General features: G+C 47.2%; 13 protein-coding genes. 7 read left to right on the forward strand and 6 right to left on the reverse strand.

What is annotated here, in order from left to right; translation table 11 throughout:
• Positions 1 to 269: 269 nt before the first annotated feature.
• The 5 genes from OSC7112_RS07140 to gcvH form a co-directional block, all read right to left on the reverse strand.
• Positions 270 to 1,460 carry an RNA-guided endonuclease InsQ/TnpB family protein gene (locus tag OSC7112_RS07140; protein WP_051041485.1) on the reverse strand — a complete coding sequence of 397 codons (1,191 nt, stop codon included), beginning with the start codon at positions 1,458 to 1,460 and terminating at the stop codon, positions 270 to 272.
• Complete coding sequence (tnpA, locus tag OSC7112_RS07145) at positions 1,453 to 1,851, reverse strand: IS200/IS605 family transposase (RefSeq protein ID WP_041622973.1); 399 nt, start codon at positions 1,849 to 1,851, stop codon at positions 1,453 to 1,455. Before tnpA ends, OSC7112_RS07140 begins: the two co-directional genes overlap by 8 nt.
• Positions 1,852 to 2,090: 239 nt before the next feature.
• Positions 2,091 to 3,779, reverse strand: coding sequence for a glycoside hydrolase family 44 protein (locus tag OSC7112_RS07150; protein WP_015175277.1), 1,689 nt, complete (start codon positions 3,777 to 3,779; stop codon positions 2,091 to 2,093).
• Between the two features lie 423 nt (positions 3,780 to 4,202).
• The gene (gene gcvP / locus OSC7112_RS07160) at positions 4,203 to 7,121 is read right to left on the reverse strand and encodes an aminomethyl-transferring glycine dehydrogenase (RefSeq protein ID WP_223300859.1); all 2,919 of its coding nucleotides are present in this window, start codon (positions 7,119 to 7,121) and stop codon (positions 4,203 to 4,205) included.
• Between the two features lie 453 nt (positions 7,122 to 7,574).
• On the reverse strand, positions 7,575 to 7,964 hold the full coding sequence (gene gcvH, locus OSC7112_RS07165; protein WP_015175279.1) for a glycine cleavage system protein GcvH: 390 nt from the start codon (positions 7,962 to 7,964) through the stop codon (positions 7,575 to 7,577).
• Positions 7,965 to 8,023: 59 nt separating this feature from the next.
• Between gcvH and OSC7112_RS07170 the strand changes: the two genes are divergently transcribed.
• Entirely contained in the window at positions 8,024 to 8,866 is an 843-nt protein-coding gene (locus tag OSC7112_RS07170) for an alpha/beta fold hydrolase (protein WP_015175280.1), read from the forward strand.
• Positions 8,867 to 8,966: 100 nt separating this feature from the next.
• On the opposite strand, the gene gcvT is transcribed toward OSC7112_RS07170, so the two are convergent.
• The gene (gene gcvT, locus OSC7112_RS07175) at positions 8,967 to 10,118 is read right to left on the reverse strand and encodes a glycine cleavage system aminomethyltransferase GcvT (protein WP_015175281.1); all 1,152 of its coding nucleotides are present in this window, start codon (positions 10,116 to 10,118) and stop codon (positions 8,967 to 8,969) included.
• A gap of 577 nt (positions 10,119 to 10,695) precedes the next feature.
• On the opposite strand from gcvT, the gene hoxE reads away from it, so the two are divergent.
• From hoxE to OSC7112_RS07205, 6 genes are all read left to right on the forward strand, one after another.
• On the forward strand, positions 10,696 to 11,259 hold the full coding sequence (gene hoxE, locus OSC7112_RS07180) for a bidirectional hydrogenase complex protein HoxE (RefSeq protein WP_015175282.1): 564 nt from the start codon (positions 10,696 to 10,698) through the stop codon (positions 11,257 to 11,259).
• Between the two features lie 97 nt (positions 11,260 to 11,356).
• Positions 11,357 to 12,988: a NuoF family protein gene (locus OSC7112_RS07185; protein ID WP_041622975.1), complete on the forward strand. Its 1,632-nt coding sequence runs from the start codon at positions 11,357 to 11,359 to the stop codon at positions 12,986 to 12,988.
• A 7-nt stretch (positions 12,989 to 12,995) separates the two neighbouring features.
• A complete protein-coding gene (gene hoxU / locus OSC7112_RS07190; protein WP_015175284.1) occupies positions 12,996 to 13,712 on the forward strand; it encodes a bidirectional hydrogenase complex protein HoxU in 717 nt (238 codons plus the stop codon).
• Positions 13,700 to 14,248: an NADH-quinone oxidoreductase subunit B family protein gene (locus tag OSC7112_RS07195; protein WP_015175285.1), complete on the forward strand. Its 549-nt coding sequence runs from the start codon at positions 13,700 to 13,702 to the stop codon at positions 14,246 to 14,248. The genes hoxU and OSC7112_RS07195 overlap by 13 nt, the downstream gene beginning before the upstream one ends.
• 77 nt (positions 14,249 to 14,325) lie before the next feature.
• Positions 14,326 to 15,762: a Ni/Fe hydrogenase subunit alpha gene (locus OSC7112_RS07200; RefSeq protein WP_015175286.1), complete on the forward strand. Its 1,437-nt coding sequence runs from the start codon at positions 14,326 to 14,328 to the stop codon at positions 15,760 to 15,762.
• Positions 15,763 to 15,867: 105 nt separating this feature from the next.
• Complete coding sequence (locus tag OSC7112_RS07205) at positions 15,868 to 16,359, forward strand: hydrogenase maturation protease (RefSeq protein ID WP_015175287.1); 492 nt, start codon at positions 15,868 to 15,870, stop codon at positions 16,357 to 16,359.
• Positions 16,360 to 16,382: the final 23 nt, after the last annotated feature.

Below are 16,382 nucleotides of genomic sequence, written 5' to 3' on the forward strand. Positions count from 1 at the left end.
TGATTCAGGCAGTGACTTCGCATTTGCTATCCGTAGGAACTTGCTCACGGGATACCACTTTTAGGCTAGTGGCTCTTTCCGCTTTTATCTCCGCTTCACCGATTGATGGCTAGTCTCTACAGTGGGAGATATGCTTTCACCTCTACGTCTGAGGGGCAGGACTTATCGTTTTCTAGGATACTAACGCTCACCTGCAAGGTTATGAAGTTGTCATCTACAAGGGATTAAAGTGCGAACTCAATCCTCATGGATTACCCTGTAGAAGCCAGTCATCCCCCAATTTCTCGGTTTCGACTGAACGAATCGCACTTCGCAGCCCCATTACAATCTGCATTGATTTTGCTTCCATCTTTTGACCGATACAAACCGCGATTGATACGCTTCCCTGATTCTTTCCACCCTTCAGTTTTTTCACCGAACTTAGGTAGTTCATCCGAATCTAAAAAGCTCGCCTTGCTTGTATAACTTTCTTCAGTTTCAACAAACCGAAGACCATATTGTTCGCAAAGCTGAGAGATTCTATCTTTCAATCGAGCGGTAGGAATCTGAACAAAGTTTTGATTTGTTTTGCTACCAAGATTTATTTCTTGGCGCATCCCTTTATTCCACCCAAAAACAACTGTGCCTATTTGGTTTTCAAGGCAGTGATTCAATACTAACCTAGCTGCTTTATTAACAGCATCCCTGACTTGCCTATTCCGTTTTTCCGTAATCCTCGCCAATTGACTAGACCAAAAACCTTGACGCTTATGCTCTTTAATCACTGCAACTCGCTTGTTATACCATTGGTTCAATGATTTTAAATGCAGTCCATCCACGATAAAACTTGTTCCCACATTGGAAACACAGGTCAACCAATTGTTCAGCCCTGGATCGATACCCAGGACTTTACTAGCATCTAATTCAATCACTGTGGGCTGAATTTGGTAGACAAACTCGACATAAAACTGCCCATTTCTTGGCAAAATGCGAATCTCTCTAATTTTCTTATAGTCTAGGTTGGACGGTATTGGTAAATAGAACTCACCAATGCCAAACCATAGTTTAACCTTGCTTCCTAATGGAAACCTCAGTTGCCCATTTTTGAGCTTTACGTCTGCCCTTGGAAACGTCACAACTTTCAAGCTATTTTTGCGATATTTCGGCAGCTTTGGGCGTTGTGTTACCGTGCCAATTGAAATTCCCTTGAGTAATCCAATATACGACTTGAAAGACTCTGCGACGCTGGTCAACGTTTGTTGAGCAACATGGGAATATAGTGCTTTGAAGTGAAGGTTGTCTTTGAATAATTTGTGCAAATCGTACTTGCCAGGAATTTTCCCAGTCTTAAAATACAACTGACGAGAATAGTAAGTCCCGCAGTTGGCTAGCTTGTTCGACTCTTCGCATACAAATTCTAGGACGCTTCTCAACTCTCGGTTTGGACTGAGCAGGTTTTGCTGACATCCATAACTAGACATTTTTTTGATTCTCAATATACTGCTTGATTACCGAAATAGGCGCACCGCCAACAGTCGCAATAAAGTAGCTATTAGTCCACAGCGTTGGCAATCGACTTTTTAGCCACGGAAATTCTTGGCGGAGATATCGAGAGGAACGTCCTTTCATGTACCGAATCAGTTTAGCAATTCCCAACTGAGGATCGCATTCGACTAAGAGATGGACATGATCTGGCATTACTTCCATTTCGATTAATTCACTGTTAAACTCAGTGGCAACTTCTAACAGTATTTCCTTTAAACGAGTATCAACACCCTCAATTAAAACCTTTCGGCGATATTTTGGACACCACACTATATGGTACTTGCAAGAGTAGACAACATTTTTGTTGGATTTGTAATTAACGCTCATAACATAGTTATACAGCATGAACTTGCATACGGCATTAATTCTGTATTAATATTTGTTAAATACTGAATGCGGTTGAAACCGCTACCGACTTATCCCCGTGTCTAAAGCCAGGGGCTTGCGTCTCGTTCTTCGGTCAGAATTATTCATCTCTCTTTTCTCTTCCTCAGTGTCCTCTGCGTCCTCTGCGGTTTAATGATTTCGGTTCTGGCGGGGAATTCCCGTCTGTTAAGTTCAGTCCCCTAAGAATTAGCCTTGGGAATAGCCACCAAAGTCATAGAATTAGCTGGGTAAGTTGCCTGGAATCCAGTATCGCTGACACCTAAATCGTTCTGACGGACGATCGCCTGCAAATTCGCCTCGCTGTAAGTGTAAAATTGAGCTTTACCCGCAGGTTTAAATCCTTTCAAACTCAATTTTCCAGTCAAATTTTTGTTCGTTTTATTAATAATTACCAGCGTCAGAGTACCATCACTGGTACGATCGGCTCCGTAGATTGACAAAAGTCCCTGATTTGTGCTACCCGATCGCACCCAAGTATCCCCATACTTACCGCCTTGTCCGTCGTAATTCATGTACATTCGGAAAGCATAAGCACCCGGTTCCGAAGACTTAGGAGGCCCCCACAGCGTCGCTAAATCCACTTGTTCCCGCCCAAAAATCCCCAGTACATCGGCTTGGGTTAACGCCCCGTTAATCGACTCCAAACCGCCCCAATTGTATTCAGTAATCGCGAGTTTTGTACCTGGATAATCTTCTTTGATCCACTCTCTAAATCGGGGAAGAATTGTTAAGGGCGGATTGTATTTTCCTATCCAACTTTCATCAGTATAGGTAGCATCCCAGAGAGAACGAGTCGATCGCAGTCGCAGCGCTTGGGTTTTGGCATCGCCGGCGGGACAATTGGCCAAACAGGTATCGTCCGCCGCAGGATAGTAGTGTTCGTCGAAATAGTCGAGAATCCGAACACCTTTTTGCTGTTCGTAAGCGCGCATTTGTTGCAAGTACCACCGCGCCAACCAGACACCGCCGTGTTTTTCGCGATCGCCTTTTACCAGAGAATCCACATAGACAGGCCAGCCAAAATCCGACGGCCCGAGTACCTTAGCAGTGGGATCTGTAGCTTTTACCATTGAGGCGTATTGATAAGTGCGATCGCGCAATTCATCGTAGCTTGTCGCTTCTGGATGAACATCGCGGTGAGTATTTCCCCAGCCGCTTGGTTCGTTGTCCATTTGATAAATTTGCACGCCCCCGTTAGCAGCAGTACCGTGGGTTTTAACTAAGTGTTGAACCCAAGCTTTTTGAAATTCTGGATTGCTAGTAATACTGACATCAAGGCGATTATTATCAGTTATCAAAGTGCCATCGGGACGCTTACCGTTGCCGCACTTATCGCCTTCTGGAAAAATGTGGGGGTTTGTTTTTTCTTGCGGGCCGTATTTGGATACTCGAAAACCGCAGTTCCAAGTGCTAAATTTGTTTACATAGCCAATCATCGGAATAGTAACGATGCTTTTGCTGCCGTTTTGGCGGTTGGTTTTGACAATTTTATCTATAGAATCGCCGGGAACAGGATTTTTATTGTCGCCGCCACCCACGAAAAAGAAGTCATCGCCGCTGTTGGAAGAATCGACTAACCAGTTGTAGCGGCTGGCGTGATTTGCCCCCCAGCGTTCCACTGGAATTCGCAACTCTTGGGCGAGTATGGGATCGATCGCATAATCATTCATACCGTAGATGTCGGGACTGATGGAATGTCGATCGGCTGTAACATCAACAGACAAAGCCGGGCCGATAGTTTGGGCGATCGCCATTTTGATGTAAGCTGTTGTTGCCGCTACGCCCAAAGCAGCCAAAAAACCTAACAATAATAGGGTAATCCAACGCGGTTTATTTTCGGGAGTAAGCCACAAAAATCGTCTATTCATTTTTTATTTGACCTGGAATATTTTGATTGTTGTATTACATTATTTTCAGCGCGTTTATCTAGGTTAATCAGCAGTTCTACATTTAAATTTAATATCGTTTCCGGTTGGATGGGCACGATCGAGTCAAGGTCAATAATTCCACATTCCCCGACTCTCCACTTCTTCCCACTCCCCACTCCCGATCATCAGGAGTGTAACCGGAATTGATATATAGCGCTTCTCATAAAGATGAGGTATTTACTAATTAATTAACAATTCCTCAATCCCCCAATCTAAAATCTAAAATCTAAAATCTAAAATCTAAACTTGTACCTCATCTATCTGAAAAAGGCTATAACTTGTGGGGCGGGCTCGCGTGCCCAACCCCTACTCCCCACAATAGTGTGTGTGTAAGGTGCGAATTACGCACCCGGAGAGAGTTATTTAGCCTTGACTGTAAGCCTCCATTGGCAAACAAGAACAGACAAAATTGCGATCGCCAAACGCATTATCTATCCGGCCCACCGCCGGCCAAAACTTATGTTCGCGAGTCCAAGGTGCCGGATAAGCCGCTTGCGCGCGAGTATAAGGACGATTCCACTCATCAACCATCAGAGATTCTGCGGTGTGCGGCGCATTTTTTAAGACGTTATTTTGCGCGTCAACATTACCTTTTTCAATCTCCGCAATTTCGCCTCGAATGGCAATCATCGCCTCGCAAAAACGGTCTAATTCCTGCTTTGATTCGCTTTCAGTCGGTTCCACCATTACCGTACCTGCGACGGGCCAAGAAACCGTCGGCGCGTGATAGCCGTAATCCATCAGGCGTTTGGCGATATCTTCCACTTCAATAGCCGCAGATTTTTTGAGCGATCGCAAATCTAGAATACACTCGTGCGCCACTAAACCAGCTTTCCCTTTGTACAAAACTGGATAATAAGATTCTAACCGTTTTGCCATATAATTAGCATTAAGAATTGCTACTTTTGTCGCCTCAGTTAAACCCACTCCTCCCATCATCCGAATGTACATCCAAGAAATAGTCAAAATGCTGGCACTTCCCCAAGGCGCGGCGGAAATAGCACCAACTGATTTTTGTTGACTGTTAACTGTTGACTGTTGACTGTTAACTGTTGACTGTTGACTGTTAAGAATAGAATGACTGGGCAAAAATTCTACCAAATGAGACATTACCCCGATCGGCCCCATACCCGGACCACCGCCACCGTGAGGAATGCAGAAAGTTTTGTGCAGATTCAAGTGGCAAACATCAGCACCAAAATCACCGGGGCGGCACAAACCAACTTGAGCATTCATATTTGCGCCGTCCATATAAACTTGTCCGCCGCAGTTGTGGACTATCTCGCAAATCTCTTTAATTTCTTCCTCAAAAACGCCGTGCGTAGATGGATATGTCACCATCAAAGCCGCCAATTCATTTTTGTGCTTTTCGGCTTTTTTCCGCAAATCGGCAACATCAATATTGCCCTGAGAATCGCACTCTACAGCAACTACTTTCATCCCCGCCATCACCGCGCTAGCCGGATTTGTACCGTGGGCTGACTGGGGAATCAAACAGATATTTCGGTGAGATTCGCCTCGGTGTTCGTGGTATTGGCGAATAACTAACAAACCCGCGTATTCGCCCTGAGAACCGGCGTTTGGCTGCAAAGAAATTCCCGCAAAACCGGTGATTTCTGCCAGCCACTGTTCTAGTTGCACGAACATCCTTTGATAGCCGCGAGTTTGATCGCGGGGTGCAAAGGGATGTATCTTGCCAAATTCGGCCCAAGTCACCGGCACCATCTCTGCTGTTGCATTCAATTTCATTGTGCAAGAACCCAAGGGAATCATCGATGTATTTAGCGATAAATCCTTGGCTTCTAAACGGTGCAAATAGCGCAAAAGTTCAGTTTCTGAATGGTAGGTGTTGAAAACTGGATGGGCGAGATAGCTGCTGGTGCGATCGCAAAAATCTGGTAAGGTCAAATAGGAACTCAATGCGTCTGCATCCAGCGAAATGTTGAGAGCATTCTGCCCGTCTGCCCTGATATAATCTTTATCCCGTGCAAAAATTTTCCACAATTCTTGTACATTTTCAACCGTGACAGTTTCATCTAAAGTGATTCCCACTGTCGAATCATCGAAAACTCGGAGATTTATTTTGCGAACTTTAGCAGCTTCTAGAATTTCAGACAGCGGTTTGTCTCCCAATTCTACCCGCACAGTATCGAAGAAATGTTGAGAACTAATTTTGTATCCGAAACTTCTTAACCCGGATGCCAAAAGTGCAGTTAAATTCCATACTTTCTCAGCAATGTCTTTCAGTCCAGACGGGCCGTGATAAACAGCATACATACTCGCCATCACTGCCAGCAAAACTTGAGCAGTACAAATATTGCTGGTTGCTTTTTCGCGCCGGATGTGCTGTTCGCGAGTTTGCAATGCCAAACGCAAAGCAGATTTGCCGTTGGCATCTTTAGAAACGCCGACAATTCTACCGGGAACTTGCCGTTTAAACTCTTCTCGCGTGGCGAAATAGGCTGCGTGGGGCCCTCCGAATCCCATCGGCACTCCGAAGCGCTGAGTGCTTCCTACGGCTATATCCGCGCCGAATTCGCCGGGGGGTGTGAGCAAGCAAAGGCTCAAAATGTCGGCAGCGACTGTAACTAATGCGCCGACTTCGTGAGCCGATCGAATAAAATCCCTATAGTCGTAAATTGCGCCGTCTGTGGCGGGGTATTGCACGAGAGCGCCGAAGATTGTGCGATCGAACTCAAAGCTTTGATGGTCGCCGACAATTACCTCAATTCCCAGCGGCTTAGCGCGAGTTTGCACCACTTCCACAGTTTGAGGGTGGCAATCTTGGGAAACAAAAAACGCTTTTGCGTGATTTTTGCTGGCGCCGTAACTCACCGCCATCGCTTCTGCAGCCGCAGTCCCTTCATCCAGCAAGGAAGCGTTGGCAATTTCCAAACCCGTGAGGTCAACGATCATGGTTTGGAAGTTCAGTAAAGCTTCCAATCGCCCTTGAGCAATTTCGGCTTGGTAGGGAGTGTAAGCTGTATACCAGCCGGGATTTTCTAGGATATTCCGCTGGATGACCGGGGGTGTAATGCAGTCGTGATATCCTGTGCCGATGTACGATCGAAATACCTGATTTTTTGCCGCAATTTCTTTCAATTCTGCCAAAGCGCTGTACTCGCTTTGCGCTGCGGGAAGTTGTAGCGGTCCAGAAATGCGAATCGCCGCAGGAACCGTTTTGTCAATCAACTCATCGAGGCTGGAAAGGCCCAAAACATCCAGCATTTGCTGGATTTCGCTGGGTGTCGGGCCAATGTGGCGCCCCGCAAAACCATTCATGGGAACAAGGTTTTGCTGCTGACTGGGTTCAAGTTGAGGGCTGTAGAGTACCAAGGCGGATTCTCCTGAATAGACTTTTGCTTCTTTGTTTGTAACATTTTGCTAAGAAAACCAGGAAGATTTTCTGCCTCTATCAAAGTCCGACAGTCCGACAGGGGTTGAAACCCCTGTCTCATACCTGAAGTCGTCGGTGGCCGACTAAGCAAGATTTTCTGCCTCTATCAAAGTCCGACAGGGGTTGAAACCCCTGTCTCATAGCTAAAGTCGTCTCAAGACGACTGTAGATTAAGGCGCACTTATCGCAACTCCCCGCGCAACTGGTTAGTATTTCAGTCGTCTTTAGACGACTTGTGCTATGAGCCCCGTGGGTTTCAACCCCTGGCGGATGGTGGAGGAATCGAGGAATCAACGAGCCCTATGCCCAAATTCCCACTCAAAACCCAAAACTCAAAACTACTCAGCTTCGGCGATCATTTGGCTATATTTCTCGGCAGACATAGCGTCATCCACTTCGCTGGGATTGTCAACGCGCACTTTCACCAGCCACCCGTCGCCGTAGGGGTCATCCCCCACCATCTCAGGGTCCTCTACAATGCCATCGTTGCGTTCTACGACAGTGCCGGTAACTGGCGCTGTCAAGCTTTCAACTGCTTTCACTGACTCGATTGAACCGAAAGCTTCGCCCTTTTCCAGCTTTGTACCGACCTCTGGCAATTCCACAAATACGATATCACCTAATTGATTCACGGCAAACTCAGTGATGCCGATCCTGGCTATGTCGCCTTCGAGTAGGATGTATTCGTGGCTGTCTAGGTATTTCAAGTCCTGTGGGTATTCTGCCATGTCTTTTCTCCCAATAAAAAAGTATTAGTTAAATCTTATTCAACTATGGGCGTTTAGTGATGACTAAGTGGAACAGAAAAAATATTAAACGCTTGCTTGTCGGAGAATTTTCTGTCAAACGACTGATGCGATCTCTAATTTTTATTTACGCATTTCTGTGTTTTTACGGTTTCTTTTTTTCAGAACGCCTAATTTTTCAACCTCCCCCATCTAGTCAGAGCGAGATCGGGGAAGTTATCAAAGTTAGCTCAGCTAATGGCGTGAAAATTTCTACTGTTCATTTTCCCAACCCGCAAGCTAAATATACCATACTTTACAGTCACGGGAATGCGGAAGACTTGGAGAGCATTTTGTGGCTGCTCAGAGAGATTCGAGATAGCGGGTTTGCTGTTTTTGCCTATGATTATCAAGGTTACGGGACGAGTCAGGGAAAGCCTTCTGAGTATAATACTTATCGCGATATTGAGGCTGCTTACAATTATTTAACCCAACATTTGGGAGTACCTGCACAGCAAATTATTCTTTACGGGCGTTCTGTGGGGGGTGGGCCGGCAATTGATTTGGCTTCGCGGCAAAAAGTCGGCGGTTTGGTGGTTGAAAGTTCGTTTGTTTCGGCTTTTCGGGTGTTGACGCGGATTCCGATTTTACCCTTTGACAAGTTTGTGAATATTGATAAGATTGGCAAAGTTCGATCGCCTGTTTTGGTGATTCACGGTAAGGCTGATGAGGTGGTGCATTTTTGGCATGGAGAACAGTTGTTTGCAGCGGCGAAGCAGCCGAAATTAAATTTTTGGGTTGATGGGGCGGGTCATAATGATTTGATGGATGTGGCGGGCGATCGCTATGCTGCAACTTTGCGAACATTTGCTAAGCTAGTAGATGACTCTTCTCGACCCATATGAGCAACGGGCTAGAAGCCCGTTCCACAAGAACACATACACTTCGCTTTTTTTTCGGCCGTTGCTCCTACTCGGCCCCTGAATTAAGGCTTGCTTGCTTAATTTAATTAGGTCGGTTTGGCGATCGGTAAAATGGTTTTTTTACCACATTAGCCGGATAGTTTTTCCCGCGAATTTCGATTTCTAACTGCTGACCGATTTTAGCTAAGTTTGCCGGAACAACCGCGAGGGCTACGGCCCGATTCAAAGTAGGCGATAATGTACCGCTAGTAACTTCTCCTACAGTTTCGCCTTCAAATATTACCGGATAGCCGTGGCGCGCAATGTGCCGCCCCTGCATTTCTAACCCTACCAAGCGCTTCGACACTCCACTCGCTTTCTGCTGTTCCAAAACCTCCCGCCCAATAAAATCGCCTTTGGTGTCGAGGTGAACAACCCAACCCAATCCAGCCTCTAAAGGCGTGATATTGTCGTCGATATCTTGACCGTAAAGAGCCATTGCCGCTTCTAAACGCAAGGTATCTCTCGCACCCAAACCGCAGGGTACAACGCCAGCAGCTAACAGTTTTTGCCAGAGTTCTTTTCCAACTTCGGCATCGACCATGATTTCAAACCCATCTTCGCCGGTGTAACCAGTTCTGGCGATAAAACTCGGCTGTCCCAACAGGTTTGTTTCTAAGTGGCCGAAAGCCTTAATTTGTGCGAGTTTGTCTTCCACAAAAGGCTGGAGATAGTTAACAGCTTCCGGCCCTTGAATTGCGATTAAAACTCGATCTTCTGAAATGTCTGTCAAACAAAGTTCGCTCAATTCTAAGTGCGTGGCGATCCATGCTTTGTCTGCGATGCGAGTGGCGGCGTTGACAATGATTACTGCACGTTCTTCGCTAGTGATAGGGTCGGGTTCTTGGCAGTAGAAAATAATGTCGTCTAAGATGCAGCCTTGGGCATTTAGCAAGACTGTATATTGAGCTTGACCGGGTTGCAAGCGGCTCAAGTCTGAGGGGACTAGCGGTTGAAATTTTTCTATTAATTGTTTCCCTCTCAAACCAAATTTTCCCATGTGGGAAATGTCGAACATTCCTGCTTGCTGGCGTACTGCTTGGTGTTCGCTGCTGATGCCTGCGTACTGCACCGCCATCTCCCACCCGGAAAAGGGCACCATTCGGGCTTTGAGTTCTAATGATAGGTCGTACAGAGGCGTGCGGGCAAGTTGGCTCGGACTCTCTGGATTGTTGGGTTCAGTTGACTTGGCCACAGGTAGCGCTTTGGTTGCGGGTAGAATGTTTTGATTTTACCAAAAATTGAGTTCGCATTTTTGGACGATCGACTTGGAGATAAATCGTCGATAAGTAAGCCCACCTGAAAAAACAGAATACCGATATCCGCGAGTTCTGTAAGAAGTCGAGGATCTAGCAGATATCGCTGTTTACAACCGATGCCCTAGCTCTAGCTGGCGATTCCCCTGGATGCCCGTTATCACCAATCTGTGGAAGATGCTCCGGCGGAGCGTCTCTATGACTGGAGAGAAAAAGCGGGCTATTATGGCGGATTTGCCATGAAGTGCTCCCCCAGGCAAAGTCATGACAAATTGTGAAGAAATTTACCTGCTGTGTCACTTCATGACTTGTCACATCATAAGATAGATTTAGAAGGCTAAAAGTTTGTAGCAAAGAGAGTTAAGCAATACAAATGTTGCAAAAGTAGCAAGCCTCTAAGGAGCTTAAATTTTAATTATCGATTTTTACAAACGACCGATTTTGTCTTGATTAATACAGGTCATCTAATAATCAGCAAAAAAAAGTTGAAATTGCTGTAATTGAGGGTTAATTAATATGCCTTACCCACCTCTTCAAGACCAACAAGGTTCGACAGGTGCTGGCGTTGCATCCCCTGCTAAATCTCCTTCTGCCAAGGGTCATGCCAGTGGCGACCGCCGCTTTAAAGCATTGGATATGACGATGAAGCGGCATCAATACCAACCCGATGCGCTGATTGAGATACTTCACAAAGCACAGGAATCATTTGGCTTTCTAGAAGAAGATGTTCTGATTTACATTGCCAGAGGGCTAAAACTGCCATTGAGCCGAGTCTACGGTGTGGCAACTTTCTACCATTTGTTCTCACTTAAACCCAGCGGCGCTCATACTTGTGTGGTTTGCTTGGGAACAGCTTGCCATGTCAAAGGTGCCAGCAAATTGATGATAGCTCTAGAAAAAGAGTTGGGAATCGATGTGGGTGAAACAACAGCGGATGGCCAAGTATCGCTCATGGCGGCACGGTGTTTAGGCGCTTGTGGCATTGCTCCAGCGATCGTCATTGATGGCAGAGTCAGCGGTAAGGAAACCCTAGAAACGGCTCTAGACAAGGTTAAGGCGCTGCAACGCCTGAATGTTTAATGGCTTTCTGGATCGCGATCGCTACAAAAACGTTGCCATCAAGATTCACCCACTTGGAAAGCCGATCGTAGGTCACAACTGCGTGAAGGTAAACAGCATGGATATCACAGAATTACATGAGATTGCGAAACAAGAACGCGATCGCCGCAAGCCAACTCAAATTCGGTGTTGCACAGCCGCAGGATGTCTGTCTTCTGGTTCTGCTGCAGTGAGAGATGGCTTGGAAGCTGCGGTTCAACAGACAGGAATGGAGGCAGAGGTAAAGGTTTGCAGTGTTGGATGTATGCGGTTTTGTGGGCGGGGGCCGTTGGTAGAAGTCGATCCCAGCGGTACGCTTTACGAACAGGTGACTCCAGACGATGCACCCTCCATCATCGCTGCACTGAAGGGAGGAACTGCTACCGCGACAAAGGGCGACCCGAACCATCCTTTCTTGACGCGCCAAATGCCGATCGTGTTGGAGAATAGCGGCAAGATCGACCCAGAGCGCATTGAAGAGTATATTGCAGCAGGCGGATACGAGCCGCTCTATCAAGTTCTCACGGAAATGACACCTACTGAGGTGATTGAAGAAGTCACCAAGAGTGGACTGCGCGGACGAGGTGGCGGCGGGTATCCCACCGGGTTGAAGTGGGCAACGGTGGCGAAGATGCCGCCGGGACAAAAATATGTGATTTGTAACGCGGACGAGGGCGATCCCGGTGCGTTCATGGATCGCAGCGTGTTGGAGAGCGATCCCCATCGCGTGCTGGAAGGAATGGCGATCGCAGGTTATGCAATTGGAGCCGATCGCGGGTTTATTTACATCCGCGCCGAGTATCCTCTCGCCATCAAACACCTGCAAAAAGCGATTCAGCAGGCAAAGAAATATGAATTGCTGGGCAGTCAAATCTTTGGTTCTGGGTTTGACTTCAAGGTTGATATCCGCATTGGGGCAGGTGCTTTCGTTTGCGGCGAAGAAACCGCATTGATGCACTCCATTCAAGGCGAACGAGGAATTCCCCGCCCCCGTCCACCCTATCCCGCTGAATCCGGGTTGTGGGGCTGTCCCACCCTGATTAACAACGTCGAAACCTATGCCAATATCGCGCCCATTATCCGTAACGGTGGAGACTGGTACGCCAGTATCGGCACGGAGAAAAGTAAGGGAACCAAAGTTTTTGCACTTACGGGCAAGATCGAGAACACGGGCTTAATTGAAGTCCCAATGGGAACCACCCTGCGTCAAATCGTAGAAGAAATGGGAGGTGGGGTTCCCGACGGTGGCAAGGTGAAAGGAGTGCAAACAGGAGGACCATCTGGAGGGTGTATTCCGGCTGAATTCTTTGATACCCCTGTGGACTACGAATCACTGCAAAAGCTGGGCACGATGATGGGTTCGGGCGGCATGATTGTCATGGATGACGAAACGAGCATGGTGGAGATTGCTCAGTTTTACATGGAATTCTGCCGGGATGAATCTTGTGGCAAATGTATCCCGTGCCGTGCGGGAACGGTTCAGCTTCATGCGCTGTTGAATAAAATCGCGAACCGTCAGGCGACGCAGAAAGACTTGGAACAGCTAGAAGCCCTCTGCTACATGGTTAAGGAAATGAGCCTCTGTGGGTTGGGTCAAACGGCTCCAAATCCTGTACTCAGCACGTTGAAATACTTCAAGCAGGAGTATTTAGATTTGCTGCAATCTCCAGTCGAACACAACGGCAAAGTCACCGTTTCGCAATCTTTGTGAGGTTGATATGTCAGTCAAAACGCTCAAAATTGATGGTATTGATGTAGCGATCGCAGAAGACGCAAGCATCCTACAAGCGGCAAGAGAGGCTGGAGTCGCCATTCCTACGCTATGTCATCTTGACGGTGTATCAGATATCGGAGCTTGCCGTCTGTGCATGGTAGAGATTGCTGGAACCCCTAAACTGTTTCCTGCGTGCGTCACTCAGGTGGCTGAGGGGATGGAGGTTTCTACCAACTCGCCCAAGCTGCAAGACTACCGCCGCATGGTTGTTGAGTTGCTGTTTGCCGAGGGCAATCATGTCTGCGCCTTTTGTGTGGCAAATGGTAATTGCGAGTTACAGGATGTTGCCATTGAAGTGGGGATGGATCATGCTCGCTTCCCGTATCGTTTCCCCGATCGCAAAGTCGATAATTCGCATCCGCTATTTAGTATAGACCACAACCGTTGCATCCTCTGTACTCGTTGCGTGCGCGTCTGCGATGAGATTGAGGGAGCGCATGTGTGGGATGTGGCACAACGGGGCGCGAATTGCTACATCGTGTCTGGAATGAATCAGCCTTGGGGTGCAGTGGATGCCTGTACTTCCTGCGGGAAGTGTGTCGATGCCTGTCCTACTGGATCGATTTTCCGTAAAGGCGAAACAACTGGCGAGAAAGAACGCGATCGCAACAAGCTGGAATTTTTGGTGAGGGCACGGGAGAAGAAGGAATGGACAAGATAAGATTTGCCACCGTTTGGTTAGCAGGCTGTTCCGGGTGCCACATGTCGTTTTTGGATTTAGACGAGTGGTTAATTGAACTCGCTCAGCATGTGGATGTGGTTTATAGTCCCGTTGGATCGGACGTGAAGGAATATCCCGAAAACGTTGATGTTTGTCTGGTGGAGGGAGGCGTTGCCAACGAAGACAATCTGGAACTGATCCACGAAGTCCGACAACGCACCAAAATCCTAATTTCCTTTGGGGATTGCGCCGTGACGGCAAACATTCCTGGTATGCGAAATATGTTGAGGGGTGCTGAACCCGTTCTCAAACGGGCTTATATCGAATTGGCAGATACGGGGCGACAACTACCTCACGAGCCAGGAATTGTACCGGAATTGCTCGATCGCGTCTTGCCCGTGCATCAGGTTGTTCCAGTTGATATCTATATGCCCGGATGTCCGCCATCGGCCGATCGCATTCGAGCCACGCTTGAACCTCTGCTCAAAGGGGAAAAACCCCGCATGGAAGGGCGAGACATGATTAAGTTTGGGTAATGGTTGATGGTTGATGGTTGATGGTTAGGTGCAAATGAAAACGGACTAATGACAGCTCACGAGAAGAGAGAGGTGCTATGAAGACTGTTGTTATCGATCCTGTTACACGCATTGAGGGACACGCTAAAATCTCAATTTTTCTGGATGAGGCGGGTGAAGTCTCAGATGCTCGGTTTCATGTCGTGGAATATCGGGGATTTGAAAAGTTTTGTGAAGGCAGACCTTTCACAGACATGGCAGGCATTACCGCTCGGATTTGCGGCATTTGTCCGGTGAGTCACTTGCTAGCATCCTCGAAGACTGGGGACAAAATTTTAGCCGTTAAAATTCCGCCTGCTGCCGAGAAACTGCGGCGATTGATGAACCTGGCACAGATTACTCAATCTCATGCACTTTCATTCTTTCATCTCAGTAGTCCCGATTTCTTGTTGGGCTGGGATAGCGATCCCGCAAAACGAAATGTGTTTGGGTTAATTGAAGCGAATCCCGATCTGGCAAGAGCTGGCATCCGGCTGCGGCAATTTGGACAAAATATCATCGAACTCTTGGGCGCACGCAAAATTCACTCGGCTTGGACGGTGCCGGGAGGGGTGCGATCGCCTCTTTCTGAGGAAGGCAGACAGTGGATTTGCGATGGCTTACCGGAATCATTGGCAACCATCAATCTGGCTTTGGGGCTATTCAAAAACATGATTGATGGTGAACTCAAAGATGAAGTGAACATCTTTGGTGAATTCCCTTCGCTGTTTATGGGACTTGTTGGCAAGAATGGCGAATGGGAACACTACGGCGGGCATCTCCGCTTTACTGATAGTCAAGGCACTATTATTGCTGACAACCTGAGCGAAGATAACTATCAGGAATTCTTAGGCGAAGCCGTTGAGAAATGGTCGTACCTGAAATTCCCTTACTACCAGCCACTAGGGTATCCCGATGGCATTTATCGAGTTGGTCCACTGGCTCGACTCAATGTGTGTAATTACATCGGTACAGAAGCCGCCGATCGGGAGTTAAATGAGTTTCGCGATCGGGCTGGTGGGGTTGCCACGTCTTCATTCATTTACCACTATGCTCGATTGATTGAAATCCTGGCCTGTTTGGAGAAAATCCAAGCCCTCATGGACGATCCAGATATCCTATCCAATCGAGTTCGCGCTCGCGGTGCGGTGAATCAACTGGAAGCGATCGGAGTTAGTGAAGCACCGCGCGGTACTCTGTTCCATCATTATCAGGTGGATGAAAATGGCTTGATTCAGAAGGTTAATCTCATCATTGCCACTGGACAAAACAACCTAGCAATGAATAAAACTGTTGCTCAAATCGCCAAGCAATATATTCACGGCAATAGCAACGGCAATGAAATTCCAGAAGGCTTGCTAAATCGTGTTGAAGCAGGAATTCGCTGCTTCGATCCTTGTTTATCGTGCTCCACCCATGCGGCGGGACAAATGCCTTTACACGTTCAACTGGTTGCACCCGATGGAACGATATTGAACGAGATTTCTAGAGGCTGAAGACGAGATTCCCGACTTCTCTAAAAGAAGTCGGGAATCTGAAGTGCTGACCTCTCACAGTCTGCCCTAGTTTAATTTCTCCGCCATCAGCAAAGGAGGCAGTCTTTGAATATTACTGACAACGAAAAAATTAGCTATCTCATCATTGGCTATGGCAACACGATTCGGGGTGACGATGGAGCCGGTTATCAGATTGCCGAAGCCGTCGCTCAGTGGAATTTTGATCGTGTGCGATCGCTTGCCGTACATCAACTTACACCAGACTTAGCTGAAGCGATCGCCCAGGCTAAAACCGTCATTTTTGTAGATGCGGTTGCTACACTATCAGAGGTCAAAATCGAACAACTCAGACCGAATTATGCAGCCAGCTTTACAGGACACTATGCCGATCCGCGATCGATACTAGCTCTAACTTGTACCCTGTATAAAGCTATTCCTACTGCTTACCAAATTTTGATTCCAGCCGTTAACTTTTCCTTTGATGAAACCCTTTCTCCCGTTACAATAAAAAACGTTGACTTGGCTTTAGTAAAGATTAAACAACTGGTTTCTCAACAGAGCAGCAGAAGGATGATCACTTACGATCGAACCCTTTGAAAACTGAGTTTTCACCAACTCAC

The sequence above is a fragment of the Oscillatoria nigro-viridis PCC 7112 genome (genome assembly GCF_000317475.1).
In the GTDB taxonomy this organism is placed as follows: domain Bacteria; phylum Cyanobacteriota; class Cyanobacteriia; order Cyanobacteriales; family Microcoleaceae; genus Microcoleus; species Microcoleus nigroviridis.